The organism is Parahaliea aestuarii (assembly GCF_008064635.1).
Classification (GTDB): Bacteria; Pseudomonadota; Gammaproteobacteria; order Pseudomonadales; family Halieaceae; genus Parahaliea; species Parahaliea aestuarii.
This window is the reverse complement of record NZ_VRYZ01000003.1, coordinates 396,879-421,935: the sequence shown is the minus strand read 5'-3', so window position 1 is coordinate 421,935 and position 25,057 is coordinate 396,879. Positions and strand designations below refer to the sequence as shown.

Below are 25,057 nucleotides of genomic sequence, written 5' to 3'. Positions count from 1 at the left end.
TTCTTCCCCAACGTCTCTGTTATTCTCAACATGGCATACATCAGCTGATTGCCCCCGGCCTAGATGCCGCTCATCTCGATGGTACGCGGCCTTTCAACCCAGCCGTCTTCTGTGCCATCGCTGACGATCTCGACTACGGCAACATAGGTATCTGTCATTTCCACTACCTTGCCGTGGTTGCGCCCCAGATAATCACCCAGCGTTACCCGGTGAATACCGCCTTCCGGATCGCGCACCAGGGTCCACTCGGTGCCACCGCGCTCCAGGGTTCCCACCATTTGCAGGGAGTCGAAAGTGAACTGCTCCAGAAACTCCTTGGGGCGGTTATCGTCCGGTTTCACTGCCGCAATAGCCTGCAACTGCTCCAGATCCCGGACTTCAATCGGGCGATCAAAGGGGCTGCGCATGGCGGTGGCACTATAGGCGAAAGCCTCGTAGGCCTTGAAAGTCGGAATCGGCGCAATCACACCACCGGGGCGAGCGCGTTTTTCCGCCATAAACGCTTCGAGGTCGGAGAAATTGCTGTTGCCACACCCTGCCAGCAAAGCCGGCAGCAAGCAAAGCGCAGCGCGCGATACAAGCCGGTTCATTGCGCACCCTCCCCATCCTTGTAGCGATAGGTCTTGGCGACAATACTCATGCTGAGACGATTGGTATTGGCGTTGGGGGCCTTGATGCTGAAATCGTGCAACGTCACGATGCGCGGCAATCCCGCCATGCCGCTGATAAAGGCGCCGAGGTCGTGATAGGAACCGGTGGCCTGGATGGCGATGGGCAATTCAATATAGAACTCGCGGGCCTGCTCGTTCTGCAGCACGATACTGGCGATTTCCAGGCCGTTCAGCAGCCCCTTGTTGGTGATGTCCTCCAGCAGCCCGGGCACTTCGGTATCACTGGGCAGCTGGGCTACCAGCGCACCAAAGGTTTCCTCCATTTCCACCATCTGCTTGCGATAGGCATCGAGATTGGCAGCCTGAAAGGCCTTTTTCTCGTATTCCTGCTTGAGCTCAACTTCCTTGCCCTGCTCGCTCGCCAGCTGATTGCGCAGGTCCTGAATGTGGTAATAATAGCCACCGACCAGCACCAGAACCAGAACCAGCGTACAGAGGATGAATTTGATAACACCGGGCCAGGACCCGATGTTGTCGACATCCAGGTCGGCGAGGTCGAACTCCCGGAGGGAGCGCATGCTGTCTTCAAATGCCATGGCCTAGCCCCCCGCATCCTGTTCCGACTGGGGAAGCTGTACTTTCACCGTCAGATTGAAGGTATTGGCCTGGTCACCGTACTGCGGCGCGGCTTTTACCTGGTCCAGATTGGGTTCGGCCAGCCAGTCCGAGGCGTCGAGACGGCGCATCAGGCTGGACACCCGGTTATTGGATTCCGCCACACCGCTGATGGTAATGGTCTTCTCCCTGGCATCGAGGCTGGTGTAGAACACGCCATCGGGTACGGTGCGAACCAGTTGATCGAGAATGCGGACGATAATGGGGCGGTTGCCCTGCAGTTCCTGGATGACCCGCATCCGCTCCAGCAGCTGATTGCGTTTGCGCTGGAGTTCCTGGATCTCGGCGACCTTCTTGTCCAGATCGCGGATATTCTCGCTGAGGTAGTTGTTGCGCGCCTGCTGGTTGTCTATCTGGCTGTTGACCACCCGATCCGCCAGGATCACCAGACCGACTGCAACAGCGAGCACAATGGCGAGAATGGTCAGGAACTCTTTCTTCAGTTCCTGGCGCCGCTCGTCGCGCCATGGCAGGAGGTTAATCTGCGCCATCAGTCAAAACTCCGCAGCGCCAGCCCGCAGGCAATCATCATGGCCGGGGCGTCGCTGCCCAGTGCCACCGCATTGACGCGGGAGGAGATACTCATGTCCGCGAAGGGGTTGGCCACCGCCGCGGGTGTACCGAGCTTGTCCTGCACCACATCCGCCAGCCCCTCCATCGAGGCCACACCGCCAGCCAGGATGATGTAGTCGACGTCGTTGTACTGGCTGGAGGAAAAGAAGAATTGCAGCGAGCGGGCAACCTGCTGCACAACCGCATCCTTGAAGGGTTCCAGCACTTCCGACTCGTAGTCGTCCGGCAGGCCGCCCTGCTTCTTGGCCAGCCCGGCCTCTTCCAGCGGCAAGCCGTAGCGGCGCATGATTTCGTCAGTGAGCTGCTTGCCGCCGAACAGCTGCTCGCGGGTATAAATGGTCTGCCCGCGGTTGAGCACGCTCAGGGTCGTCATCGTGGCGCCGATATCCACCACTGCGACCGTGCTGTCTTCGTCGATATCCAGGTTGCCGCGGATCAGCGAATAGGCGCGCTCCATGGCATAGGCTTCGACGTCCATTATCCGCGCGCTCAAGTCTGCGCCTTCGATAGCCTCTACCCGGGAATCGATGGTCTCGCGCCGGCAGGCTGCCAGCAGCACCTCGACCTGGTTAGTGCGATCCGGGGAGGGTCCCTGTACTTCGAAGTCGATGGCCACTTCGTCCAGGGGATAGGGGATGTACTGGTCCGCCTCCAGGGTCAGCTGGGTTTCCATCTCGTCGTCTGACAGACCGTCCGGCATGTCAATAACCTTGGTGATGACGGAGGACCCCGCCACTGCGGCGGCAACGGTCTTGAGTTTGGTGCGGGACTGGGCAACGACATTACGAATGGCATTGGAGACGCCATCGATATCGTTGACGTTCTTCTCGATCACAGCATCCTGTGCCAGCGAGCTGACCGCATAGCTTTCAACCCGGTAGCGACCACCGGCGTAGCTAAGCTCCAACAGCTTCACTGTGGTTGAACTGATATCCAACCCCAGCACCGGCGCTGTTTTTCTCTTCCCCAAAATACCGAACAATTTATTTTCCTATCAGTATCATTAACTTAGCTTTTTATTCTGCACCGATACATTAATTGATAGATATAACATAGGCCTCTGTGTAATCGAAAGCGAAAAAAAGCTTATAATTACCAACCGGCCCGCCCCTGTTTCCGATTACAGTAATACAAGCCACTGTTTTGTAAAGGGATAAATGAAGTTCCTCCGCTTTTTATTGCGTATTTTCACGCTGTCATCGCTCGGAGCCGTTTGGGTACTGGCCGGGGTCTACCTCTATCTGAGCCCGAACCTCCCGGACGTAGAAACCCTGCGCGACGTCAAACTGCAAACGCCGATGCGGGTGTACACCCGGGAGGGCGACCTGATTGGCCAGTTCGGCGAGCAAAAGCGCAGCCCCCTGCCCTTCGACGCCATCCCGCCGCAGTTCATCAATGCCCTGCTGGCGGCGGAAGACGACAACTTCTTCCACCACCAGGGCATCGACCTGATGGGCCTGATGCGCGCCGTCTCGGAGCTGCTGCTCACCGGCGAGAAAGGCTCTGGCGGCAGCACGCTCACCATGCAGGTAGCGCGCAATTACTTCCTTACCCTGGAGCGTACCTTTCTTCGCAAGTTCAATGAAATCCTGCTTGCCATCGAAATCGAGCGCCGACTTAACAAGCAGGAAATTTTCGAGCTTTATTTCAACCGGGTGTTTCTCGGTCACCGGGCCTACGGTTTTGAAGCGGCCTCCCATGTCTACTACGGCAAGGCCATCGACCAGCTCAGTCTCGCCCAGCACGCCATGCTGGCGGGCATCCCCAAAGCGCCCTCGCGCAACAACCCGATCAGCGGCCCCGACGCCGGCCTGGAGCGCCGCAACTGGATCCTCGGTCGCATGCAGCAGTTGGGCTATATCGATGACAGCGCCTACCGCAGCGCCCTGAGCGAGCCAATTAGCGCCGCCCATCACGGTGCCCAGCTCAGCTTTGCCGCCCACTACGCCGCCGAGATGGCCCGTCAGGAAATGCTCGACCGCTACGGCATCGCCGCCTACAACGACGGCTTCCAGGTTTACACCACCATCAGCTCCGAGTTGCAGCAGGTGGCGCAACAGGCGGTGATCAACGGGCTGATTACCTACGACAAGCGCCACGGTTACCGCGGCCCCGAACGTCAGATGCCCCCGGCCACCAACAGCCCGGAAGAAATTGCCGAGATGCAGGCCACCTGGGTTGCCGCCCTGCGGGACACGCCCACGGTGGCCGGCCTGCGGGCCGCTGTGGTCATCGAAGTGCGTGACGACAGTATTACCTTCCTGCTGGCCGACAAACGCAGCGCCGACATTCCCTGGGAGAACGGCCTGAAACAGGCAAGCCCCTACCTGAGCGAGAACGCCCGCGGACGGGCACCGCAAAAGCCCGGCGACGTAGTAGCCGTCGGTGACCTGATCCGGGTAACGGAAGATGACGAAGGTGCCTGGCACCTGACCCAGGTGCCAGCCGTGCAGGCGGCGCTGGTGTCACTCGACCCGGACAACGGCGCCATACTCAGCGTCGTGGGCGGTATGGGCTTTGAAGACAGCAAGTTCAACCGGGCCACGCAGGCACAGCGCCAGCCGGGCTCCAACTTCAAGCCCTTCCTCTACAGCGCCGCCCTGGACAATGGCTTCACCGCCGCCAGCCTGGTCAACGACGCCCCGGTGGTGGTGGACGACAGTTCACTGGAGGGCATGTGGCGCCCCGAAAACGACAGCGGCAAATTCTACGGTCCCACCCGCCTGCGCTGGGCGCTGACCAAATCGCGCAACCTGGTTTCCATTCGCCTGCTGCAGCAGCTGGGGGTCGACAATCTGCTGGCCTATATCGGACGCTTTGGCTTCGACGCCAGTGAGTATCCACCCAACCTGTCCCTGGCCCTGGGCACCCAGACCGCCAGCCCGCTGCAGATTGCGGCAGCATACGCCGTACTCGCCAATGGCGGCTACGGCATTACACCCCACCTGATTCAGCGCATCGACGACCTGAATGGCGAAACCATCTACAGAGCCAGGCCGCCCACAGTGTGTCGCGACTGCCGCCAGGAAGCGGCGGCCGACAGTGGTGGCGAAGAGTTGAGCATGGAGGAAATCCTCGCCCAACAGGACCAGGCCCCGCCGCGGGCGGAGCGCGTCATGGACGAGCGCGTCAATTACATCATCAACAGCATCCTGCAGGACGTGATCACCCAGGGCACAGGGCGTCGCGCCCTGGCCCTGGAGCGCAAGGATCTCGCCGGCAAGACCGGCACCACCAACGGCCCCATGGACGCCTGGTTCTCCGGCTACAACCGCGATGTGGTCACGACCGCCTGGGTGGGCTTCGACCAATACACGCCGCTCGGTCGGCGCGAGTTTGGCGGCACCGCGGCCCTGCCAATCTGGATCGAATACATGAAGGTGGCACTCAGGGACAGCCCGGACCAGCCGCGCCCACTGCCGCCCGGCATTGTGCGGGTGCGCATCGACCCGGATTCAGGCCAGCTGGCAGCGCCCGGCCAACAGGGTGCGGTATTCGAGTACTTCCGGGAAGAGAAGGTGCCGACCGATCCAGCCCAGGGCGGCGATGCCGCCCCCGGTACCCGCGGTACCGAGGACCTGATCAGGGATATTTTCTGAGGCGCCGGGCATCGAGCCCGACCAATACGCCTTACAGGCCGGGGCTGTAGTTCGCCGGCAGTGGGCGCCGGGCCACCCCGCTGTCCACCGCCGCCTGGGCAACAGCCGGGGCAATGCGGGTCAACAGGCGCGAGTCCATGGGTTTGGGAATGATGTAATCAGCGCCGAAGGACAGCGACTCCAGGCCGCAGGCCTTCAGGACTTCGGCTGATACCGGCTCCTTGGCCAGGTCACACAGTGCCCGCACCGCGGCTGCCTTCATGTCTTCGTTGATAGCGCTGGCGCGCACATCCAGGGCGCCGCGGAAGATGAAGGGAAAGCCCAGCACGTTGTTGACCTGGTTCGGGTAGTCCGAACGCCCGGTGGCGATGATGACATCGTCGCGCGTTGCCTGCGCCAGTTCCGGGTCGATCTCCGGATCGGGGTTGGAGCAGGCAAACACCACCGGCCGCGGGGCCATGGACTTCAGCATCTCGGCGCTGAGCAGGTTGGCACCCGACAGGCCGACAAAGACATCGGCGCCCTTCATGGCGTCTGACAGGCTGCGCTTGTCAGTGCGATTGGCGAACTCGCGCTTGTAGGCGTTGACGCCCTCGCGCCCGGCGTAGATCACACCCCGGCGGTCGAGCATGTAGATATTTTCCTGGCGGGCACCCAGGCTTACCAGCAAGCGCATGCAGGCGATTGCCGCGGCGCCGGCACCGAGGCAGGTAATCACCGCGTCCTCGAGCCGCTTGCCCTGAATTTCAAGCGCATTGATCATGCCGGCGGCGGTCACGATGGCGGTGCCGTGCTGGTCGTCGTGGAACACCGGGATGTCGCAGCGCTCGATCAGCGCAGCTTCAATTTCAAAGCACTCGGGGGCCTTGATGTCCTCGAGGTTGATCCCCCCGAAGGTGTCGGCGATGCGCGCCACAGTGTCGATAAATTCGTCCGCATCCTCGGTGTCCACCTCGATATCGACCGAGTTGATGCCGGCAAAGCGCTTGAACAGCAGGGCCTTGCCTTCCATCACCGGCTTGCTGGCCAGCGCCCCCAGATTACCGAGCCCCAGCACTGCGGTGCCGTTACTGATCACGGCAACCAGATTACCCTTACCGGTGTAGCGGTAGGCATTTTCGGCGTTCTCGGCAATTTCGCGGCAGGGTTCCGCCACACCCGGGCTGTAGGCCAGCGAAAGGTCGAGCTGGGTTTCGGCGGGCTTGGTCAGCTCGATGCTGATTTTCCCGGGGACAGGTTCGGCGTGATAGTCCAACGCCGCTTGTCGGAAGTCGTGTGTCATGGCGGTATTCCGCTTCTGGAGGCAGGTGATCAGGGGCAATCGAGCATATAGAAAAGGACATATGCCGACAAGCGGACAAACTTCACCTTGACGCATCCCGGCGCTGCGTTACACCTGCGCCAGAAACAAAAACGCCGGCGGTTAGCCGGCGTTTCTGGAAAGCTTTCGGAGCTGTTAGCGCTTGGCGCCGCGGCTGCCGAAACGCTTCTTGAAGCGATCGACGCGGCCGCCGCTGTCGACAATCTTCTGCTTGCCGGTGAAGAAGGGGTGACACTGGGAGCATACGTCGATGTGCAGATCCGCGCACAGGGTGGAGCGGGTCTGGATCTGGTTGCCGCAGCTGCAGGTTGCCGTCACTGCTTCATACTTGGGGTGAATGTCAGCTTGCATGGTTCTCTCCTGGATATCGGTACCGCCACCCGGTCTCTCGCCGGGCACCGTACCTGGGCTCCGGTGGCCAAGGCGCACCGGTCAAAAAATAGGCGGGCATCTTACCAGAGCTTTGCCCAGAAGCAAGCCCGCCCGGGGATTTGTTACAATCCCGCGCCACAGTCCGATCCACACCGCCAAACAGACCCCCAGGGGCGCAATGACCGTACTCCAGCTGGCCCTGCCCACCCCCCTGCGGCGCCTCTTCGACTACCTGCCTCCCGCGGACATCAGCGGCGCACAGCTGCAGCAACTGCAACCCGGCCAGCGCCTGCGGGTACCCTTTGGCCGGCGGGAACTGGTGGGGGTACTCCTTGCAGTCAGGGACGGCTCGGCACTTCCGGAGAGCCAGCTCAAGCCCGCTACCGCCCTGCTGGACGACAACCCGGTGCTGGCCGGCGACATCCTGCAGCTGTGCAACTGGGCGGCGGACTACTACCAGCACCCCGCGGGGGAAGTATTTACCGCGGCACTGCCGCGACAGTTGCGCCTGGGCAAACCCCGCGAAACGGGCTCCACCAAAGCCTGGCGACTCAGCCGCCGTGGCATGGGCCTGCCAGAGGGCGCCCTGCCGCGCTCACCAAAACAGGCTCAGGCACTGGCCGCACTGCAGGCCACAGCGGCCGTCAGCGCGGAGGAGTTCAAGCAGGCCGGCATCAGCAGCGCGGTACTGCGCGCACTGGAGGAAAAAGGGCTGGCCGAGCGCTGTCGCATTGCGCCCCCGCTGCGTGAAGCCCGCACTAACCCCGGCCTGGCGCTCAACGACGACCAACAGGCCGCCCTGGACAGCATAGCCAGCAGCGCCGGCCGCTTTGGCTGCCACCTGCTGGAGGGCGTAACCGGCAGCGGCAAGACCGAGGTCTACCTGCAATTAATCGCCGGCTGCCTGCAGCGCGGCCAGCAGGCCCTGGTGCTGGTGCCGGAGATAGGCCTCGGGCCCCAGACCCTGGCCCGCTTCCAGGCGCGCTTCGATGCCGACATCGTGGTGCTGCACTCGGGGCTGGCAGAGGGCGCACGCTACCGCGACTGGGAGGCGGCCGCCGCCGGCCGCGCCCATATTGTCATCGGCACCCGCTCGGCGATCTTCGCGCCACTGGCCAATCCCGGCCTGATTGTGGTCGACGAAGAACACGACGCCTCCTATAAACAGCAGGACGGATTCCGCTACTCGGCGCGCGACCTCGCCGTGAAACGCGCCCAACTGGCCGACTGCCCCGTCGTGCTCGGCAGCGCGACCCCCTCACTGGAAAGTCTGCACAACGCCCTCGACGGTCGCTATCAGCACCACCACCTGCCCCGGCGCGCCGGCAGCGCGCAGCTGCCAACGCTGCAGGCCCTCGATGTGCGACACCTGCCGCTGCAGGCCAGCCTGTCTGAACCGCTGACCCAGCGCATCGAGGCCACACTGAAGCAGGGGCAGCAGACGCTGCTGTTTCTCAACCGCCGCGGCTTCGCCCCGAGCCTGCAGTGCCACGACTGTGGCTGGGTGGCCGACTGCAACGCCTGCGACGCCCGCCTCACGGTACACCTGCGCCAGCGCCGGTTGCGCTGCCACCACTGCGAGGCCAGCCGCCCCCTGCCTCCGACCTGCCCCGAATGTCACAGCCGGCAGCTGCTCACCAGCGGCGTCGGCACCGAACAGGCAGAAGCCTACCTGCGCGAGCGCTTTGCCCACTGGCCGGTGTACCGGGTCGACAGCGACTCGATGCGCGGCCGGGACGCGATGCAGGCGCTGTCCGATGAAGTGAATCGCGGCCAGCCCTGTATCCTGCTGGGCACCCAGATGCTGACCAAGGGCCACCACTTTCCCGGGGTGACCCTGGTGGCAGTGCTGGACGCCGACGGCCTGCTGTTCAGCGCCGACTTCCGCGGCGAGGAGCGCATGGCCCAGTTGCTGACCCAGGTGGCGGGCCGTGCCGGCAGGGCCGACCAGCCCGGCACTGTCATCCTGCAAACCCACCACCCCGACCACCCTGCTCTGCAGTCCCTCTTGCAATTGAGCTATGCCGAACAGGCCCGCCAGCTTTTACAGCAACGCCGCGAGCTGGGCCTGCCACCCTGTGGGCAGATGCTGATGCTGCGCACCGACGCCACCGATGCCGAGGCCGGCGAGCACTTCCTCGCCGCGCTGCGCCGGGCCTTTGAACAGGCACCGCAGGCGCAGTGCCAGTTGATCGGCCCCCTGCCCTCGCCAATGCCCCGGCGCCAGGGCCGCTACCGCAGCCAGCTACTGGTACTGGCCCGGAGCCGCCCCGCAGCCCGGGCTGCCGCCGCGCAACTGGTGGCCCTGGCGGAGGGCCTGCCCAGAAGCGGGGGGCTCAACTGGTCGATCGACGTCGACCCCAGCGAAACCTGAGCGCGAGCGGCGGTGGCCAAGCCGGGCGCTTGCAGCGATAATAGCCGGCCCCGGCCGCGCCCAGCGCGCCATTCACCGAACAACAGGCTCACATCCCGCTGCAATGAAGCAAGAACTCTCCGCGCTGATCCAACAGGCCCTGGATGCGCTGCAGGCGCAGGGCGTACTGCCCGCCGACACGACTCCCGACATCCAGATCGACCGCACCCGCGACCCGGCCCACGGCGACCTGGCCTCCAACGTCGCCCTGACCCTGGCCAAGGCCGCCGGCAAGAACCCGCGCGAACTGGCGGGGCTGATCTGCGCCGCCCTGCCCGCGGCCGGTTTTGTCAAAGCCACCGAGGTCGCCGGCCCCGGCTTTATCAACTTCTTCCTGTCCGAGGCCAGCAGCCTGGCGGTGGTGCAGCGCATCCTTGAGCAGGGGGAGCGCTTTGGCTGCAGCAACGAGGGCGAAGGCCGCAAGGTGCAGGTGGAATTTGTCTCCGCCAATCCCACCGGCCCCCTGCACGTGGGCCACGGCCGCGGCGCCGCGGTGGGCGACAGCCTGTGCCGCCTGCTGGCCGCCACCGGCTGGGACGTCTCCAGCGAGTTCTACTACAACGACGCCGGCGCCCAGATCAGCAACCTCGCCCTGTCGGTGCAGGCGCGCTGCAAAGGCCTCGGCCCGGATGACGCCAACTGGCCCGAGGACGGCTACCGCGGCGACTATATAAAGGATGTGGCTAGCGCCTACATGGCCGGCGAGAAGATCGACGCCGAGGACCGCCACGTCACCGGTGCCGCCGATGCCGACGACCTCGACGCCATCCGCGATTTCGCCGTGGCCTACCTGCGCCGCGAGCAGGACCTGGACCTCAAGGCCTTCGGCGTGCACTTCGACGTCTACTTCCTGGAGTCCTCCCTGTACCAGTCCGGGGCCGTGGAAAAGACCGTTGAGAACCTGATTGCAAAGGGCCACACCTACGAGCAGGACGGCGCGCTGTGGCTGCGCACCACCGACTTCGGCGACGACAAAGACCGCGTGATGCGCAAACGCGAGGGCGGCTACACCTACTTCCTGCCCGACGTGGCCTACCACCAGAACAAGTGGCAGCGCGGCTTCAGCCGGGTGATCAACGAGCAGGGCGCCGACCACCACAGCACCGTGACCCGGGTGCGCGCCGGCCTGCAGGCCCTCGACGCCGGTATTCCGGAAGGCTGGCCCGAGTACGTGCTGCACCAGATGGTGATGGTGATGCGCGGCGGCCAGGAGGTAAAACTCTCCAAGCGCGCCGGCAGCTACGTGACCCTGCGCGACCTGATCGACGAGGTGGGTCGCGACGCCACCCGCTACTTCCTGGTAGCCCGGGGCCCCGGCTCCCAGATCACCTTCGACATCGACCTGGCCCTGTCCCAGAGCAACGACAACCCGGTCTACTACATCCAGTACGCCCACGCCCGGGTGTGCAGCGTGCTGCGCAAACTGGAAGAGGCCGGCGGCCAGTGGCGGGCCGAAGATGGCCTGGCACAGCTGGAGCGGCTGGGCGAAGAGCACGAGGCCGCCCTGCTCAAGCAACTCGACAAATACCCGGAAGTGGTCGCCAACGCCGCCCGCAACTCGGAGCCGCACACCGTGGCCACCTACCTGCGGGAACTGGCCGGCGATTTCCACACCTACTACAACGCGCACAAGGTACTGGACGACGACACCGCCCTGCGCGACGCCCGCCTGGCCCTGTCAGTGGCGGTGAAACAGGTCATTGCCAACGGCCTGGCTCTGCTCGGGGTATCGGCGCCGGAGTCCATGTAAGTGGCGCGAGACTATGCCAGGGGCGGCTCCCGCAAGAGCGCCAGCCGCAAACCGGCCGCCAGCCGGCGCAGCACCGCCAGCAATAAACAGCCGCGGGTATGGCGCTGGTACGGCGCCGGCGTGCTCAGCGGCGTGGTGGGCTGCCTGGCCCTCTACCTGGTCACCCTGCCCCCGGCACCGGGCGAGGAAAGCGCCAATGCATCACCTGGACCCAGCGCCAAACCGGCCGCCCAGACCCCACCGAAACCGCGCTTCGACTTCTATACGGTACTGCCGGAGCAGACGATCGATGTGGAGGTGGAACCTGCCGAGGTGGCCCAGCCCCGCGCGACAACCACCGCGAACAGCAAAGAGGTCTACTTGCTGCAAGCGGGTTCTTTCCGCCAGCGGGAGGACGCCGACCGGCGCCGGGCGGAACTGCTGCTGCTGGGCCTGGAGCCGAGAATAGAAGAATCCAGCGCCGACAATGGCCGCTGGTTCCGAGTGTTTGTCGGGCCCTTCGATTCGCGCAGCAAGATGGCCAAGGCGCGAAGCCTGACGGCGGGGCAGGATATCGATACCTTGCTGCTTAAACGGGAAGGGTGAATTCCCCCATCTGCAACCCTTAGACTGCTTGGTGTTTGTTACTAAATGGCTTTGATGTTACTTCCATAGGGACTTCGTAGGCCGGGCGCGACCTGGGGGGATGCCTCCCCGGACACGCTACAAGCACATCCATGTGCGCTCTTTAGCGGCCATCCACGGCCGCTAACGGTCCGGGGAGGCATCTCCCCAGCTCACACCCTGTTTCCAAGCGAAATTCTGGAATTACAGATTCGAAGTAAAGAATCTACCGGGAGTATCGATGGAGCGCGTGCGGTACCCGGAGCCCTTCCGGGACCGTCAGCAGCGGCATGGATGCCGCTGAAGAGCCTACACGGACGTATTCACGGCGTGTCCCGGAAGGGCTCCGGGTACCGTGCGCGAGGGTTTAGCACACCATCAGCAGCCTCCGCAGGCAGGTCAAATCACCGCTTGAAAAGCCTGCGTTCACCCCCATAACCCCCCAACGCATCAAGGAGAACCAACGTGGAACAGTACAGAGGCACAACCATCCTTTCCGTGCGCCGGGGCAATTCAGTGGTGATCGGCGGGGACGGCCAGGTCTCCATGGGTAACACCGTGATGAAAGGCAACGCGCGCAAAGTGCGCCGCCTGCACAAAGGCGCAGTGCTGGCCGGGTTCGCCGGCGGCACCGCCGACGCCTTCACCCTGTTCGAACTGTTCGAAGCCCAGCTCGACAAACACCAGGGCCACCTGGTGCGCGCCGCCGTGGAGCTGGCCAAAGCCTGGCGCACCGAGCGCGCCCTGCGCCAGCTTGAAGCCCTGCTGGCCGTGGCCGACAAGGAAACCTCCCTGATCATCACCGGCAACGGCGACGTTATCGAGCCGGAAGACAACCTCATCGCCATCGGCTCCGGCGGTCCCTTCGCCCAGAGCGCCGCCCGCGCCCTGCTCGACAATACCGACCTTTCGGCTCGCGAGATCGTGGAGAAAGGCCTGTCCATCGCCGGCGACATCTGCATCTACACCAACCACAACCAGACCATCGAACAGCTGCAATTCTGACTATGTCCAATATGACCCCCCGAGAGATCGTCTCAGAGCTCGACCGCCACATCATTGGCCAGCAGGACGCCAAGCGCGCCGTGGCCATCGCCCTGCGCAATCGCTGGCGGCGCATGCAGCTGAACGACGACCTGCGCGCCGAGATCACCCCCAAGAACATCCTGATGATCGGCCCCACTGGCGTGGGCAAGACCGAGATCGCCCGCCGCCTGGCGAAGCTGGCCAACGCCCCCTTCGTCAAGGTGGAAGCGACCAAGTTCACCGAAGTGGGCTATGTCGGTCGCGATGTGGAGTCCATCGTCCGCGACCTGGCGGATATGGCGATCAAGATGTACCGCGAGCAGGCGATGCAGCGCGTGCGCTTTCGCGCCGAGGAGGCCGCCGAGGACCGGGTGCTGGACATCCTGCTGCCGCCGGCGCGCGGCGCCGACCAGGGCGAGACCAACGCCAACAGCACCCGCCAGTTGCTGCGCAAGAAGCTGCGCGAGGGTGAGCTGGACGAGAAAGAAGTGGAAGTCCAGCTGAGCGGCGCCAGCGCCGGGGTGGAAATCATGGCTCCACCCGGCATGGAGGAAATGACCAACCAGCTGCAGAGCATGTTTGCCAACATGTCGAAGCAGCAGAGCAAGACCCGCCGCATGACGGTGAAAGCCGCCTTTGAGGCGCTGACCGACGAGGAGGCGGCCAAGCTGGTCAACGAGGACGACCTGAAGCAGAAGGCCATCGAGGCCGCCGAGCAGAACGGCATTGTCTTCATCGACGAGATCGACAAGGTGGCCAAGCGCTCAGAGGGCGCTGGCGCCGACGTGTCCCGCGAAGGGGTGCAGCGCGACCTGCTGCCGCTGATCGAGGGCTCCACCGTGAGCACCAAGCACGGCATGATCAAGACCGACCACATTCTGTTCATCGCCAGCGGCGCCTTCCACCTGGCCAAGCCCTCGGACCTCATCCCCGAGCTGCAGGGCCGCCTGCCGATCAGGGTGGAGCTGGAGGCGCTGGGGCCGGAGGACTTCGAGCGCATTCTCACCGAACCCCGGGCCTCCCTCACCGAGCAGTACACCGAGCTGCTGGCCACCGAGGGCCTGACGCTGCGCTTTACCGAGGACGGCATCCGCCGCATCGCCGAGATCGCCTGGCAGGTCAACGAGAAAACCGAGAACATCGGCGCCCGCCGCCTGCACACCATCATGGAGCGCCTGCTGGAAGATGCCTCCTACGGCGCCGCCGACACCGGCCTTGGCAGCGACGAACTGGTGATCGACGCAGCCTACGTGGACAGCCAGCTGCAGGCCCTGTCGGCCGACGAAGACCTGTCGCGCTTTATCCTGTGATGCTGCAATGAGTACTTCCGCCCCCCGTCCCAGCGACCTCAAGCTGCACCGCCGCTCGCGGACCCTGGAGCTGGTCTACGCCGACGGCCAGTCCTACGCCCTGCCCTGTGAGTACCTGCGGGTCTACTCGCCGTCGGCGGAGGTGCGCGGCCACGGCGAGGGCCAGGAGGCCCTGCAGACCGGCAAGGTGAACGTCAACATCACCGGCGTCAAACCGGTGGGGCACTACGCCGTACAGCTGATTTTCGACGACGGTCACGACACCGGCCTGTACAGCTGGGACTACCTCTTTGAACTGGCGACCGAGCAGGAGGCGCGCTGGCAGGACTACCTCGATCGCCTGCAGGCGGAGGGCGGCAGCCGCGATCCGGATGTACAGGTTCTGACCTTCGATCCCGGCTGATGCCTGGGCCCCTGCCTGCGCAGGGACAACGCCCCCAAAGCACTGACACCTGCCACAGCGAACACGCTACAATGCCGCCTCGGCAATATTCCCGGGCGGAGGGCCCATGAGCGACAAGCAGACCACCCACTTCGGCTACAAGGAAGTGGAAAAGGACGCCAAGGCCGGGCTGGTGGCCGGTGTGTTCCACTCGGTGGCCGCCCGCTACGACCTGATGAACGACCTGATGTCCGGTGGCATCCACCGCATCTGGAAGCGCTTTACCATTGAGTTGTCCGGCGTGCGCCGCGGCAACAGCGTGCTCGACATCGCGGGCGGCACCGGCGACCTCGCCGCCCGCTTCAGCCGCATTGTCGGCCCCGACGGCCGTGTCGTGCTGGCCGATATCAACGATTCCATGCTCAAGGTGGGCCGCGACAAGCTGATCGACGGCGGCAACCTCGGCAATATCGAATACGTGCAGGCCGACGCCCAGTACCTGCCCTTTCCCGACGACAGCTTCGACTGCGTGACCATCGCCTTCGGCCTGCGCAACGTCACCGACAAGGACCTCGCCCTGCGCGCCATGCTGCGGGTACTCAAGCCCGGCGGCCGCCTGCTGGTGCTGGAATTTTCCAAGCCCCGCAGCGAGCTGCTGGGCAAGGCCTACGACGCCTACTCTTTCAACGTGCTACCGAAAATGGGCCAACTGGTGGCCGGCGACAGTGAGAGCTACCAGTACCTGGCCGAGTCCATCCGCGTGCACCCGGACCAGGACACCCTCAAGCAGATGATGGAAGACGCCGGCTTCAGCCGTGTCGAATACCACAACATGACCGGCGGCATCGTCGCCCTGCACCGGGGCGTTAAAGCCTGATGCCCGACCCCACCCTGCACACCGCGGCGCTGGCGGCACTGGAGGGCGTGATCAATCGCGCCCTGGCGCTGGATTCGCGCAGCGGTGAGCAACTGGGGCGCCTGGAGGGCTGCGTGTTCTCCCTGGACTGCACTTCGCCCCCCTTTCGCGCCTTTCTGCTGCCCGGCGTCGACGGCGTTGCACTGGCCGGACACTGGGACGGCAAAGTCACTACCGCAGTACGCGGCGAGGCCTCTGACTTTGCCGAGCTGGCCACCGCGAGCGACCCTACCGCCACCCTGATCAACGGCAACCTCACCCTGGAGGGGGACAGCGCGCCGCTGATTGAACTGCAGAAAATCCTCGCCGGCCTCGACCTCGACTGGGAGGCGCCGCTGGTCGACACCCTGGGCGACGTCGCCGGCCACCAGCTGGCGGAGGCCTTTCGCGGCCTGTTCAGTTTTGGCCGCATGGCCCATAAAAGCCTGGAACGGCAGCTGAACGAGTTCATCCACGAGGAGGCCCGGCTGAGCCCGCCGCGGCTGGAACTGGAAGACTTCTACCACGACGTCGGTGCACTGGCCGAACGCAGCGAGCGACTGGAAGCCAAACTGGCGCGCCTGCGCAGCCGCATCGAGCGCCTCAAGTCATGAGCTTTACCTTTTCCCGGGGCCGTCGACTGGCGAAAATCCTGCGTGTGGCCGGGCGCCACCGCCTCGATACCTTCTTCGAAGCCGACAGCCTGCCGCCGTGGCTGCGCCTGGCCTTCCGCCTGTCGCCCTGGCGCCTGGGTCCGGCGCCCACCGAGAGCCGCGGCGTGCGCCTGCGCCAGGCACTGGAAGAACTCGGGCCGGTGTTTATCAAGTTTGGCCAGGTGCTCTCCACCCGCCGCGACCTGATGCCGCCGGATATCGCCGACGAACTGGCCAAGCTGCAGGACGATGTGCCGCCCTTCAGTGAGACGCAGTCGGTCGCCATCATCGAGCGCGCGCTCGGCAAGCCGGTCGGCGAGCTGTTTGCCAGCTTCGAGGCCACACCGATGGCCTCGGCCTCAGTGGCCCAGGTGCACGCCGCCACCCTGAAAAGTGGCGAGCAGGTAGTGGTCAAAGTAGTGCGGCCAGATATCGAACGGGTAATCCGCCAGGACCTGGCCCTGCTCTACACCCTGGCCCACCTGGTAGCCCGCTACCTGCCGGATGGCCGCCGCCTGCGCCCGGTGGAAGTGATCTCCGACTACGAGATCACCATCCTCGACGAACTGGACCTCGGCCGCGAAGCCGCCAACGCCTCGCAGTTGCGGCGCAACTGGGAAGACAGCCCGCTGGTGTATATCCCCCAGGTGTACTGGGATTACACCTGCCGCGAAGTGTGCACCATGGAGCGCATCAGCGGCATCCCGGTCACCGACATGGACACCCTGCGCGCGCGGGGCGTGGACCTCAAACTGCTGGCCGAACGCGGGGTGGAAATCTTTTTCACCCAGGTGTTCCGCGACAGCTTCTTCCACGCCGACATGCATCCGGGCAACATTTTCGTCGACGCCAGCGACCCCGCCGACCCCACCTATATCGCCGTGGATTGCGCCATCATCGGCAGCCTGTCGGATTCCGACCAGTACTACCTGGCGCGCAACCTGCTGGCCATCTTCCACCGCGACTACCACGAGTGCGCGCAATTGCACGTGGAGTGCGGCTGGGTGCCGCCGCACACCCGGGTACAGGATTTCGAATCCGCCATGCGCGCCGTGTGCGAGCCGGTGTTCGAGCGCCCGATCAGCGAGATTTCCTTCGGCCAGTTATTGATCTACCTGTTCCACACCGCGCGCCGCTTCGACATGGAGGTGCAGCCCTCCCTGGTGCTGCTGCAAAAGACCATGCTCAACATCGAAGGGCTGGGCCGGGTGCTCTACCCGGAGCTCAATCTGTGGGACACCGCCCAACCCTACCTGGAGCGCTGGGTAAGCGAGCGCTATTCACCCCAGTCCATTCTCAAGCGCCTACAGCGTCACGCCCCCTCCTGGCTGGAACAGTTGCCGGCGCTGCCGGACGCGGTGCTGGACAACCTGCAGCAATCCCGCGACACCGAGCGTCACCTGGCGCGCCAGCAGCAACAGATGAAAGCCCTGCAGGCCGAGCAGCAGCGGCGCGTAAGCCGCCGCCGGCGCCACCTGCTGGCCGCACTGGCCTGCGCAACGGCCGCGCTGCTGGCCTGGCCGGAAGGTCGCGCCCTGCTGGGCGCAGCACCGCCACTGAGCTGGCTGCTGGGCCTTGCCGCCCTCGCCCTTGCCTGGCCCCGGAACACGGACAGCTAGGGCGCCCTGTGCCATAATGCCCCGCCACGGGAAACAGCCAATGAATGACATATCCGCACAAGCCGCCACGCTGCAATGGAACGATCAGGGTCTGGTGCCCGCCATCGCCCAGGACTGGCAAACCGGCGAGGTCCTGATGCTGGCCTGGATGAACCGCGAGGCCCTGGAACTCACCGTACGCGAGGGGCGCGCCATCTACTGGTCGCGCTCCCGCGGCGCCCTGTGGCGCAAGGGCGAGGAATCCGGCAATGTGCAGCACCTGAAAGAACTGCGCATCGACTGCGACGCCGACACAGTACTGATGAAAGTGGAACAGGTGGGCGATATCGCCTGCCACACCGGGCGTCGCAGCTGCTTTTACCAGCGCCTGGAAAACGGCGAGTGGCAGGTCACCGACCCGGTACTGAAGGACCCACAGACCCTCTACGGAAAGTCCTGATGAGCAAAGCTTCCGACAATAGCGGCCCCGCGCTGGATGTACTGCAACAACTGGATGCGACGCTGGCAGGGCGCAAAGGCGGTGACCCGGCGGAGTCCTACGTGGCCAGCCTGCACCACAAGGGCCTGAACAAGATTCTGGAAAAAGTCGGCGAGGAGGCCACCGAGGTCATACTGGCCGCCAAGGATGCCGAGGGCGGCAAGGGGCGGGATGCACTGGTGGGCGAAGTCGCCGACCTGTGGTTTCACAGCCTGGTGATGCTGTCGCACCTGGACCTGTCCAGCGCCGACGTGCTGGACTGCCTGCAGCAGCGCTTCGGGCTTTCCGGGCTGGCGGAAAAAGCCGCCCGACCACACAACGATCAGTAACGACGATTCAAGGAGACGAGCATGGGTATAGGCGGCATCAGTATCTGGCAACTGCTGATTATTCTGGCCATCGTGATCATGCTGTTTGGCACCAAGCGCCTGCGCAACCTGGGCAGCGACCTGGGCAGCGCGGTCAAAGGCTTCCGCAGCAGCATCAAGGATGAAGACGAGGCCGACAAAAAGCCGGCTGACGCTCCCGAAGGCGACGCTGCCAGCGAGCAGGAAGAGAGCAAAGAGAAGTAGTCTGTGTTCGATATCGGCTTTCTCGAGCTTATCCTGATCGCCATCGTTGCACTGGTGGTGATCGGACCGGAAAAACTGCCCGGGGCGGTACGCACCGGCGCGGTCTATTTGCGGCGCATAAAACGCAGCTTCAACGACATCCGCCGGGAGGTGGAGCAGGAACTGCACAACGACGCCGTCATGCAGGAACTGAAGCAGACGCGCGAACAGGTCAGCGGTGAAGTCAGCAAGCTGAAACAACAGGTGGACCGGGCGGTGGATGACACCGAGCGCGAACTGAGCCCCCCCACTCCTGAACAACCTCCCCACAAACCCGAGACATCGCGGGAATGAGCGACCAGGACATCGACGACCAGCCTCTGCCGCTGGTGGCCCACCTCACCGAATTGCGCGACCGCCTGCTGCGGGCCATCCTGGCGGTACTGGTGGTCTTCATCGGCCTCTTTCCCTTTGCCAACGAGATCTACACCTTCGTATCGGAACCGTTGCGGGCGATTTTGCCGGAAGGCGCGGGCATGATCGCCACCGAAGTGGCCTCGCCCTTCCTTACCCCTTTCAAATTGACCCTGGTCACCGCCGTCTTTGTCGCCATTCCCTACGTGCTCTACCAGATCTGGAGCTTTATCGCGCCGGGCATGTACCGCCACGAAAAGCGCCTGGCCATCCCGCTGCTGGCCTCCAGCGTCCTCCTGTTCTATGCCGGGGCGGCCTTCGCCTACTTCGTGGTGTTCCCGCTGGTGTTCGGCTTCTTCGCCAGTGTGGCGCCGGAAGGCATCACCATCATGACCGACATCAACAGCTACCTGAATTTTGTGCTCAAGCTGTTCTTCGCCTTCGGCCTGGCCTTCGAAATCCCCATTGCCGCTGTGCTGATGATCTGGGCCGGCATCACCACCCCCGATCAACTGGTGAAAAAGCGCCCCTATATCATTGTCGGCTGTTTCATTTTCGGCATGTTGTTGACGCCCCCCGACGTGATCTCCCAGTCACTGCTGGCCATTCCGATGTGGGCCCTGTTTGAAGTCGGGGTCTTCTTTGGCCGCTTTGTCCAGCGCCGCAAAGACGCGGAAGAGGCCGCCGAGCAGGGCGGCAACTGAGGTGACACACCCGGCGGCGGCCGACGGCAGCCAGGGCTCCCCCCTGCTGGCCCTGAGGCACTTCCTGCGCCCCTACCGCGGGCGCGTCATCGCCGCGGCCTGCGCCCTGATCTTCACCGCCGGCGCGACCCTGGCCCTGGGCCGCGGCATCCAGGTGCTAATCGACCGCGGCTTCGGCGGCGGCACCAGCGCCGACCTGTCCTACGCCATCACACTGCTGCTGACCATCGCCGCCGCCATGGCCCTGGGCACCTTCGCACGTTTTTACCTGGTGTCGTGGCTGGGGGAGCGGGTCAGCGCCGACCTGCGCAAGGCCGTGTTCGACAACCTCCTCAGCCTGCACCCCGGCTACTTCGAAACCAACCGCTCCGGCGAGATCATGTCGCGCCTGACCACCGACACCAGCCTGCTGCAGACCATCATCGGCTCCTCCCTGAGCATGGCCCTGCGCAGCAGCCTGACCCTCACCGGGGCGCTGGTGATGATGTTTATCACCAACCTCAAACTGAGCCTGATCATTGCCGTGAGCGTGCCGGCGGTGCTCATGCCCATCCTGCTGTTTGGCCGCCGGGTGCGCACCCTGTCCAACAAAAGCCAGGACTCCATCGCCAGCGTGGGCAGCTACGCCGGCGAGATCATCCAGCACATCAAGGTGGTGCAGAGCTACACCCAGGAGGCCTTTGAGTCCCGCGCCTTTACCGGCGAAGTGGAGCGCGCCTTCGCCATCGCCCGCCGCCGCATCCGCCAGCGCGCCCTGCTCATCGTCGCCGCCATCGCCATGATGTTCGGCGGCCTCGCCGCCATGCTGTGGACCGGCGGGCAGGACGTGATCAGCGGCCGCATGAGCCCGGGCGAACTGGGCGCCTTTGTGTTCTACGCCATTATGGTGGGCACCGGCTTCGCCACCATCTCGGAGGTGTGGGGAGAACTGCAGCGCGCCGCCGGCGCCGCTGAACGCCTGCTGGAACTGCTGGGAACGCGCAGCGACATCCTCGAACAACCCGTTGCCGATGCCGCCACCTCGGTGGGGGCGGCGCGCATGGCCCTGGAGAACGTGCGTTTCTGCTATCCCGCGCGACCGCAACAGGCGGCGCTGGAGGACTTCAGCCTGAACATACCGGCCGGCAACAGCCTGGCGCTGGTGGGCCCCTCGGGGGCGGGCAAGTCCACGGTGTTCGAACTGCTGCAGCGCTTTTACGACCCCCAGGCCGGGCGCATCACCCTGGACGGGCGCGACATCCGCGACTTCAGCCTGCATGACCTGCGCTCCCACATCGCCCTGGTACCACAGCAGCCCGCCCTGTTCACCGGCGATGTGCGCTACAACATCGCCTACGGTCGCCCCGACGCCAGCGACGACGACATCTTCGCCGCCGCCCGCGCCGCCCACGCCCACGACTTCATAGAGAAACTGCCCGAGGGCTACGCCAGCCACCTGGGGGAACAGGGCGTGCGCCTGTCCGGCGGCCAGCGCCAGCGCATTGCCATTGCCCGCGCCATTCTGAACGACCCGGACATTCTGCTGCTGGACGAGGCCACCAGCGCCCTGGACACCGAGAGCGAATACCAGGTACAGCAGGCCCTGCAGGAACTCATGCGCGGCCGCACTACCATCATCATTGCCCACCGCCTGTCGACCATATTGCATGCCGACCGGATTGCCGTGATGGAGAACGGCCGGGTGCTTGCCCTCGGCACCCATGAAAGCTTGCTGCGGGACAGCCCCCTGTACGCGCGCCTGGCTTCGCTGCAGTTCAGGGAGTCAGAGGCAGAATAGCGGCGGTCATCGTCCGCCTGCGACATCCAGCAGGGCACCGGTCGTGTAGGCGGCATCGTCGGACAACAACCAGAGAACGGCCCTCGCCACTTCCTCGGCCGTGCCGCCACGTTGCATGGGTACCGCCGCCTTCACGCGATCCACCCGCCCCGGTTCACCACCGCTGGCATGAATATCCGTGTAGATAACCCCCGGACGCACCGCGTTGACGCGAATGCCGTCAGTGGCGACCTCTTTTGCCAGGCCCAGCGTAAAGGAGTCGATGGCGCCCTTTGACGCGGCATAGTCCACATATTCGTCGGGCGAACCAAGCCGGGAGGCAACCGAGGAGAGGTTGACAATGGCCCCGCCTGCGCCACCGTGGCTGGCAGACATGCGGCGGACCGCTTCGCGCGCACAGAGAAAGCTGCCGATAACATTGGTAGCAAACACGCGTGTGAGACGCCCCGCATCCATCTGCTCCACCCGCATATGCCGCTCCAGGATGCCGGCATTGTTGACCAGCGCCGTCACCGGCCCCAGCGCTGCATCGACCTGCTCAAACAGCCCCACCACCTCGGCCTCGACACTTACATCGGCCGCAAAGGCCACCGCTTCGCCGCCGGCCCGGCGAATCCCGTCGACAACGGTGGAAGCGGCGGCGCTGTCCCGCAGGTAACTGATGCACACCGCGTAACCAGACTCGGCAGCCAGGCGCGCTGTCGCAGCGCCGATGCCACGGCTGCCTCCGGTGACAATCAATACCTTTTTCACTGGCGCTCGGCTTCGTATTCTTCGTAGGGTGTATCAAGTTGCTGCATGCACTCTTCATAGCGTGTATCCGGGTACTTCTGACACTCAACCTTCTGGCTATCCTGGATAGCGTTGTAAACCTGCTGGTTGCTACAACCTGTCACGCTCGCGAGGACAGATAACAGAATGACGCCTCTCATGATTCAGCTCCCCTGGCCGATAGCACCCTGGCAACAAACCGGCCCCACGGGGGGTGTTCATCCGGGCGCCAGATAGACTCAATATGCTCTCTGGCCCTGGAAGCAGGCCACCCGAGATGTTCGTAGGCGTACATCGCGTAAAATGCCGACACCCGATAGTTAGCGGCGCAATGGATCAACACCTTCCTGCCCTGGCAGGACTTCATTGCCTGGACAAAGGCCGAATAATCCTGCTCTGCCGGATTTGCAAAATCCACCGGAATATACCGATAGTCGATACCCTGCCCAACAACGATTTCTTCCTCGCTCTTGATCGCGTACTCGCTTTCTTTCGGCAGAAGATTTATCACCGCTTCGTAACCACTGGCGGCCAGCTCCGCGAGTTGCTCCTCGCTCAGAAGACCCGAGGTAGCAACTGCTTCGTCGATGGGCCGAAAATTGTATGCCTGCTCAACACTCATGACGTTCTCTCCTGCTTGCCTGGGCAAAGAATGAAGGCACTGCGGTTGATCATGGTAAGGCAATGCCGGTGACTTCCGGCGCCCGTAGACGTTCCAGCGGCGGAAGTGAGCGAACTGCCAGCTCTCTTGCTGTACCTTGCTAGAAGGACTCATTTTCAGCGTGGACGGATATTGAAAAGACGCCGCTCATGTCCGCGTAAATACTGAAGGTGATGGGCCTACAACAAACCTGGCAGTCTTCAATATACTGCTGCCCCACTTCCTCCGGATCTATGAGAACCTCTATTGATTCTCCGCAGTATGGGCAGCTTACATGCTCTTGAACTCGTTGCTGCATCTTACTTCGACTCACTCTCAGTTCCTGGTACTGAACGCATCAACAATGGCCTGGAAAACCGCGTTTGAGGCGGCGTTCCCTTTGCGGGAGCAAAAGGCTTGACGGGTCAAACGTTGGCGGCAACGACTTGTTGGGTGTCTTTTGCACGTAGCAACACTACACCAACGCCAAAGAACCAGACGATCTGCAACAGACCAAACATCGCTCCCATGTCACTCAGCACAGGTACGATCGTAACAACACCACAGACTCCAACGACAAGGCCCAGTAGGTTTATCGGTTTGGGAAGGATCGTACGAACCCTAAGAGCGGCGGCACTGATGCAGAGAACCCAGATTCCACCGACCACTTCTACCCCGCCACCAATTCCATCCTGGACGATAGCGACCACAGTCCAAGTCTGGGCCGCTGCCTCAGCCCCGGATGCATAAGCCTCCGAAACCCAGGCTAGACCAACGTTCGCCACCATGCCGCTCGCGATTACCAAGCCGGCCCAAATGAGACCAAATGCTGTTCCAACTGACACTGCCAGCGATGAAGTTGGCTGAAGAAGCCTGTGTAATACAACAGCAAGAACCACGAGAGCTGCTCCAAAAACCACGTAAATAACGATGTTCCAAAAAGCGAAAATAAATTGTCGTTCAAGTATGAACTCCAGCTTCTGGACTTGCGTCCACCCCTCAGTGCTTCCAGGATTCATCAAGGTCGCAAGCAACGTGAAACCCACGACGTAACTGAGCGCCTGAATGATCGCAGCAACCCCGCCGATTAGCATTTCAAGCTTCATAATTCCTCGATATTTGGCATGACGCCCAACGTCGCGTTAACCGGCAACCTGCGGCGGCAGCCGATCCTGGCGCGAAGCGTCACTGCAGCCTTGACTCGTTTTACTTGACACATCATCGGGTTGGCTCAACATCAGCTAGCGCCAGTATAAGGCTCGTAACTTCTGGCAAGCCATAACCTTCCCACCGCTCTACGATGTGATACCGATCTTTTGAGGAGACTTCTAGCACCCAAGTGGAACCGTCCTTCCCTCCACCAGAATCAAGCGGATCCAGTTCCCAGAAAGGAAGCTCCTCTAGTAGTACCTCGAGCGCACTCCAGTGCCTTTGAGATAATCGTACTTCAGAAGTATCAAGCGTTCTCGATTCAGTTCCTAGCTCCGGAGCACCCCAGATTCGCGAAATCATTCGAACTTCCGCCACGTCCCGCTCGATTCGAATCACAATATCTTCGTGGAAGCTGGAGTCGATCAAAAGCCTGATGGTTACCTGGCCATCGATCATGCGTTTTAGCGGTAACTCGCGCATAGCGCAGAGCTGCACCGAAAACCAAGCGTTATAGAAATGGTCACCTGGTTCATCCAGCTTGCCAGGTGGCCAATACAGTGGGATTGATTCGGTAGCGGCCCCCGGATTTCTAGATGCTTCTCTGCACTTAGAAACTTGCTGATCCGAGAGGCCAGATTCCAGCTCTAAGGGAAACATTGCGTTGTCAGAATAGCCGCAGTACGCATACAGCGAAATGAGCAGCGCTACGTTCCCCAAAGTAAACAGAGACAAACCTTTCAAGTTGGCACCTCCCATGATCCAACCCAC

Annotated in this window: 28 protein-coding genes; 16 read left to right on the top strand and 12 right to left on the bottom strand. The window is 63.3% G+C overall.

What is annotated here, in order from left to right:
* Positions 1-59: 59 nt before the first annotated feature.
* Genes FVW59_RS09200 through FVW59_RS09185 form a run of 4 tightly spaced genes read right to left on the bottom strand, consistent with a single transcriptional unit; the run spans position 60 to position 2,841 of the window.
* A complete protein-coding gene (locus tag FVW59_RS09200) occupies positions 60-590 on the bottom strand; it encodes a pilus assembly protein PilP (protein WP_148063949.1) in 531 nt (176 codons plus the stop codon).
* A complete protein-coding gene (locus FVW59_RS09195) occupies positions 587-1,207 on the bottom strand; it encodes a type IV pilus inner membrane component PilO (RefSeq protein ID WP_148063948.1) in 621 nt (206 codons plus the stop codon). Before FVW59_RS09195 ends, FVW59_RS09200 begins: the two co-directional genes overlap by 4 nt.
* 3 nt (positions 1,208-1,210) lie before the next feature.
* The gene (locus FVW59_RS09190; protein WP_148063947.1) at positions 1,211-1,777 is read right to left on the bottom strand and encodes a PilN domain-containing protein; all 567 of its coding nucleotides are present in this window, start codon (positions 1,775-1,777) and stop codon (positions 1,211-1,213) included.
* On the bottom strand, positions 1,777-2,841 hold the full coding sequence (locus FVW59_RS09185; protein ID WP_148063946.1) for a pilus assembly protein PilM: 1,065 nt from the start codon (positions 2,839-2,841) through the stop codon (positions 1,777-1,779). The genes FVW59_RS09190 and FVW59_RS09185 overlap by 1 nt, the downstream gene beginning before the upstream one ends.
* 175 nt (positions 2,842-3,016) lie before the next feature.
* Between FVW59_RS09185 and FVW59_RS09180 the strand changes: the two genes are divergently transcribed.
* Positions 3,017-5,458, top strand: coding sequence for a penicillin-binding protein 1A (locus tag FVW59_RS09180; RefSeq protein WP_148063945.1), 2,442 nt, complete (start codon positions 3,017-3,019; stop codon positions 5,456-5,458).
* 31 nt (positions 5,459-5,489) lie between these two features.
* Here FVW59_RS09180 and FVW59_RS09175 read toward each other — a convergent pair whose 3' ends face one another.
* Positions 5,490-6,740 (bottom strand): malic enzyme-like NAD(P)-binding protein, encoded by a 1,251-nt coding sequence (locus FVW59_RS09175; protein WP_148063944.1) that lies wholly within the window; start codon positions 6,738-6,740, stop codon positions 5,490-5,492.
* Between the two features lie 174 nt (positions 6,741-6,914).
* Entirely contained in the window at positions 6,915-7,130 is a 216-nt protein-coding gene (rpmE, locus tag FVW59_RS09170) for a 50S ribosomal protein L31 (protein ID WP_148063943.1), read from the bottom strand.
* A gap of 199 nt (positions 7,131-7,329) precedes the next feature.
* Here rpmE and FVW59_RS09165 point away from each other — a divergent pair, with 199 nt between their 5' ends.
* From FVW59_RS09165 to FVW59_RS09095, 15 genes are all read left to right on the top strand, one after another.
* Positions 7,330-9,525 carry a primosomal protein N' gene (locus tag FVW59_RS09165; protein WP_148063942.1) on the top strand — a complete coding sequence of 732 codons (2,196 nt, stop codon included), beginning with the start codon at positions 7,330-7,332 and terminating at the stop codon, positions 9,523-9,525.
* Positions 9,526-9,628: 103 nt separating this feature from the next.
* The gene (gene argS / locus FVW59_RS09160; RefSeq protein WP_148063941.1) at positions 9,629-11,314 is read left to right on the top strand and encodes an arginine--tRNA ligase; all 1,686 of its coding nucleotides are present in this window, start codon (positions 9,629-9,631) and stop codon (positions 11,312-11,314) included.
* Positions 11,315-11,899, top strand: coding sequence for an SPOR domain-containing protein (locus tag FVW59_RS09155; RefSeq protein ID WP_246139686.1), 585 nt, complete (start codon positions 11,315-11,317; stop codon positions 11,897-11,899). It begins immediately after the preceding gene.
* A 483-nt stretch (positions 11,900-12,382) separates the two neighbouring features.
* The gene (hslV, locus tag FVW59_RS09150) at positions 12,383-12,922 is read left to right on the top strand and encodes an ATP-dependent protease subunit HslV (protein ID WP_148063940.1); all 540 of its coding nucleotides are present in this window, start codon (positions 12,383-12,385) and stop codon (positions 12,920-12,922) included.
* A gap of 2 nt (positions 12,923-12,924) precedes the next feature.
* The gene (gene hslU / locus FVW59_RS09145) at positions 12,925-14,253 is read left to right on the top strand and encodes an ATP-dependent protease ATPase subunit HslU (protein WP_148063939.1); all 1,329 of its coding nucleotides are present in this window, start codon (positions 12,925-12,927) and stop codon (positions 14,251-14,253) included.
* A gap of 7 nt (positions 14,254-14,260) precedes the next feature.
* Positions 14,261-14,656 carry a gamma-butyrobetaine hydroxylase family protein gene (locus FVW59_RS09140; protein ID WP_148063938.1) on the top strand — a complete coding sequence of 132 codons (396 nt, stop codon included), beginning with the start codon at positions 14,261-14,263 and terminating at the stop codon, positions 14,654-14,656.
* A 106-nt stretch (positions 14,657-14,762) separates the two neighbouring features.
* Positions 14,763-15,512: a bifunctional demethylmenaquinone methyltransferase/2-methoxy-6-polyprenyl-1,4-benzoquinol methylase UbiE gene (ubiE, locus tag FVW59_RS09135; protein WP_148063937.1), complete on the top strand. Its 750-nt coding sequence runs from the start codon at positions 14,763-14,765 to the stop codon at positions 15,510-15,512.
* A complete protein-coding gene (locus FVW59_RS09130) occupies positions 15,512-16,144 on the top strand; it encodes a ubiquinone biosynthesis accessory factor UbiJ (protein WP_148063936.1) in 633 nt (210 codons plus the stop codon). The genes ubiE and FVW59_RS09130 overlap by 1 nt, the downstream gene beginning before the upstream one ends.
* On the top strand, positions 16,141-17,802 hold the full coding sequence (ubiB, locus tag FVW59_RS09125) for a ubiquinone biosynthesis regulatory protein kinase UbiB (protein ID WP_148063935.1): 1,662 nt from the start codon (positions 16,141-16,143) through the stop codon (positions 17,800-17,802). Before FVW59_RS09130 ends, ubiB begins: the two co-directional genes overlap by 4 nt.
* A gap of 40 nt (positions 17,803-17,842) precedes the next feature.
* Positions 17,843-18,241: a phosphoribosyl-AMP cyclohydrolase gene (gene hisI / locus FVW59_RS09120; protein WP_148063934.1), complete on the top strand. Its 399-nt coding sequence runs from the start codon at positions 17,843-17,845 to the stop codon at positions 18,239-18,241.
* The gene (locus FVW59_RS09115) at positions 18,241-18,609 is read left to right on the top strand and encodes a phosphoribosyl-ATP diphosphatase (protein ID WP_148063933.1); all 369 of its coding nucleotides are present in this window, start codon (positions 18,241-18,243) and stop codon (positions 18,607-18,609) included. Before hisI ends, FVW59_RS09115 begins: the two co-directional genes overlap by 1 nt.
* 21 nt (positions 18,610-18,630) lie before the next feature.
* Positions 18,631-18,852, top strand: coding sequence for a Sec-independent protein translocase subunit TatA (gene tatA, locus FVW59_RS09110; RefSeq protein WP_148063932.1), 222 nt, complete (start codon positions 18,631-18,633; stop codon positions 18,850-18,852).
* A 3-nt stretch (positions 18,853-18,855) separates the two neighbouring features.
* Entirely contained in the window at positions 18,856-19,185 is a 330-nt protein-coding gene (gene tatB, locus FVW59_RS09105) for a Sec-independent protein translocase protein TatB (RefSeq protein WP_148063931.1), read from the top strand.
* The gene (gene tatC / locus FVW59_RS09100; RefSeq protein WP_148063930.1) at positions 19,182-19,949 is read left to right on the top strand and encodes a twin-arginine translocase subunit TatC; all 768 of its coding nucleotides are present in this window, start codon (positions 19,182-19,184) and stop codon (positions 19,947-19,949) included. The genes tatB and tatC overlap by 4 nt, the downstream gene beginning before the upstream one ends.
* A gap of 1 nt (position 19,950) precedes the next feature.
* Positions 19,951-21,726, top strand: coding sequence for an ABC transporter transmembrane domain-containing protein (locus tag FVW59_RS09095; protein ID WP_148063929.1), 1,776 nt, complete (start codon positions 19,951-19,953; stop codon positions 21,724-21,726).
* Between the two features lie 6 nt (positions 21,727-21,732).
* Here FVW59_RS09095 and FVW59_RS09090 read toward each other — a convergent pair whose 3' ends face one another.
* From FVW59_RS09090 to FVW59_RS09065, 6 genes are all read right to left on the bottom strand, one after another.
* The gene (locus FVW59_RS09090) at positions 21,733-22,479 is read right to left on the bottom strand and encodes an SDR family oxidoreductase (RefSeq protein WP_148063928.1); all 747 of its coding nucleotides are present in this window, start codon (positions 22,477-22,479) and stop codon (positions 21,733-21,735) included.
* Entirely contained in the window at positions 22,476-22,658 is a 183-nt protein-coding gene (locus tag FVW59_RS09085; RefSeq protein ID WP_148063927.1) for a hypothetical protein, read from the bottom strand. The genes FVW59_RS09090 and FVW59_RS09085 overlap by 4 nt, the downstream gene beginning before the upstream one ends.
* Entirely contained in the window at positions 22,655-23,119 is a 465-nt protein-coding gene (locus FVW59_RS09080) for a protein tyrosine phosphatase family protein (protein ID WP_187275831.1), read from the bottom strand. Before FVW59_RS09080 ends, FVW59_RS09085 begins: the two co-directional genes overlap by 4 nt.
* A 139-nt stretch (positions 23,120-23,258) precedes the next feature.
* On the bottom strand, positions 23,259-23,456 hold the full coding sequence (locus FVW59_RS09075; RefSeq protein ID WP_148064050.1) for a CPXCG motif-containing cysteine-rich protein: 198 nt from the start codon (positions 23,454-23,456) through the stop codon (positions 23,259-23,261).
* 106 nt (positions 23,457-23,562) lie between these two features.
* A complete protein-coding gene (locus FVW59_RS09070) occupies positions 23,563-24,243 on the bottom strand; it encodes a DUF4386 family protein (protein ID WP_148063925.1) in 681 nt (226 codons plus the stop codon).
* 112 nt (positions 24,244-24,355) lie between these two features.
* A complete protein-coding gene (locus tag FVW59_RS09065) occupies positions 24,356-25,045 on the bottom strand; it encodes a hypothetical protein (protein WP_187275830.1) in 690 nt (229 codons plus the stop codon).
* Positions 25,046-25,057: the final 12 nt, after the last annotated feature.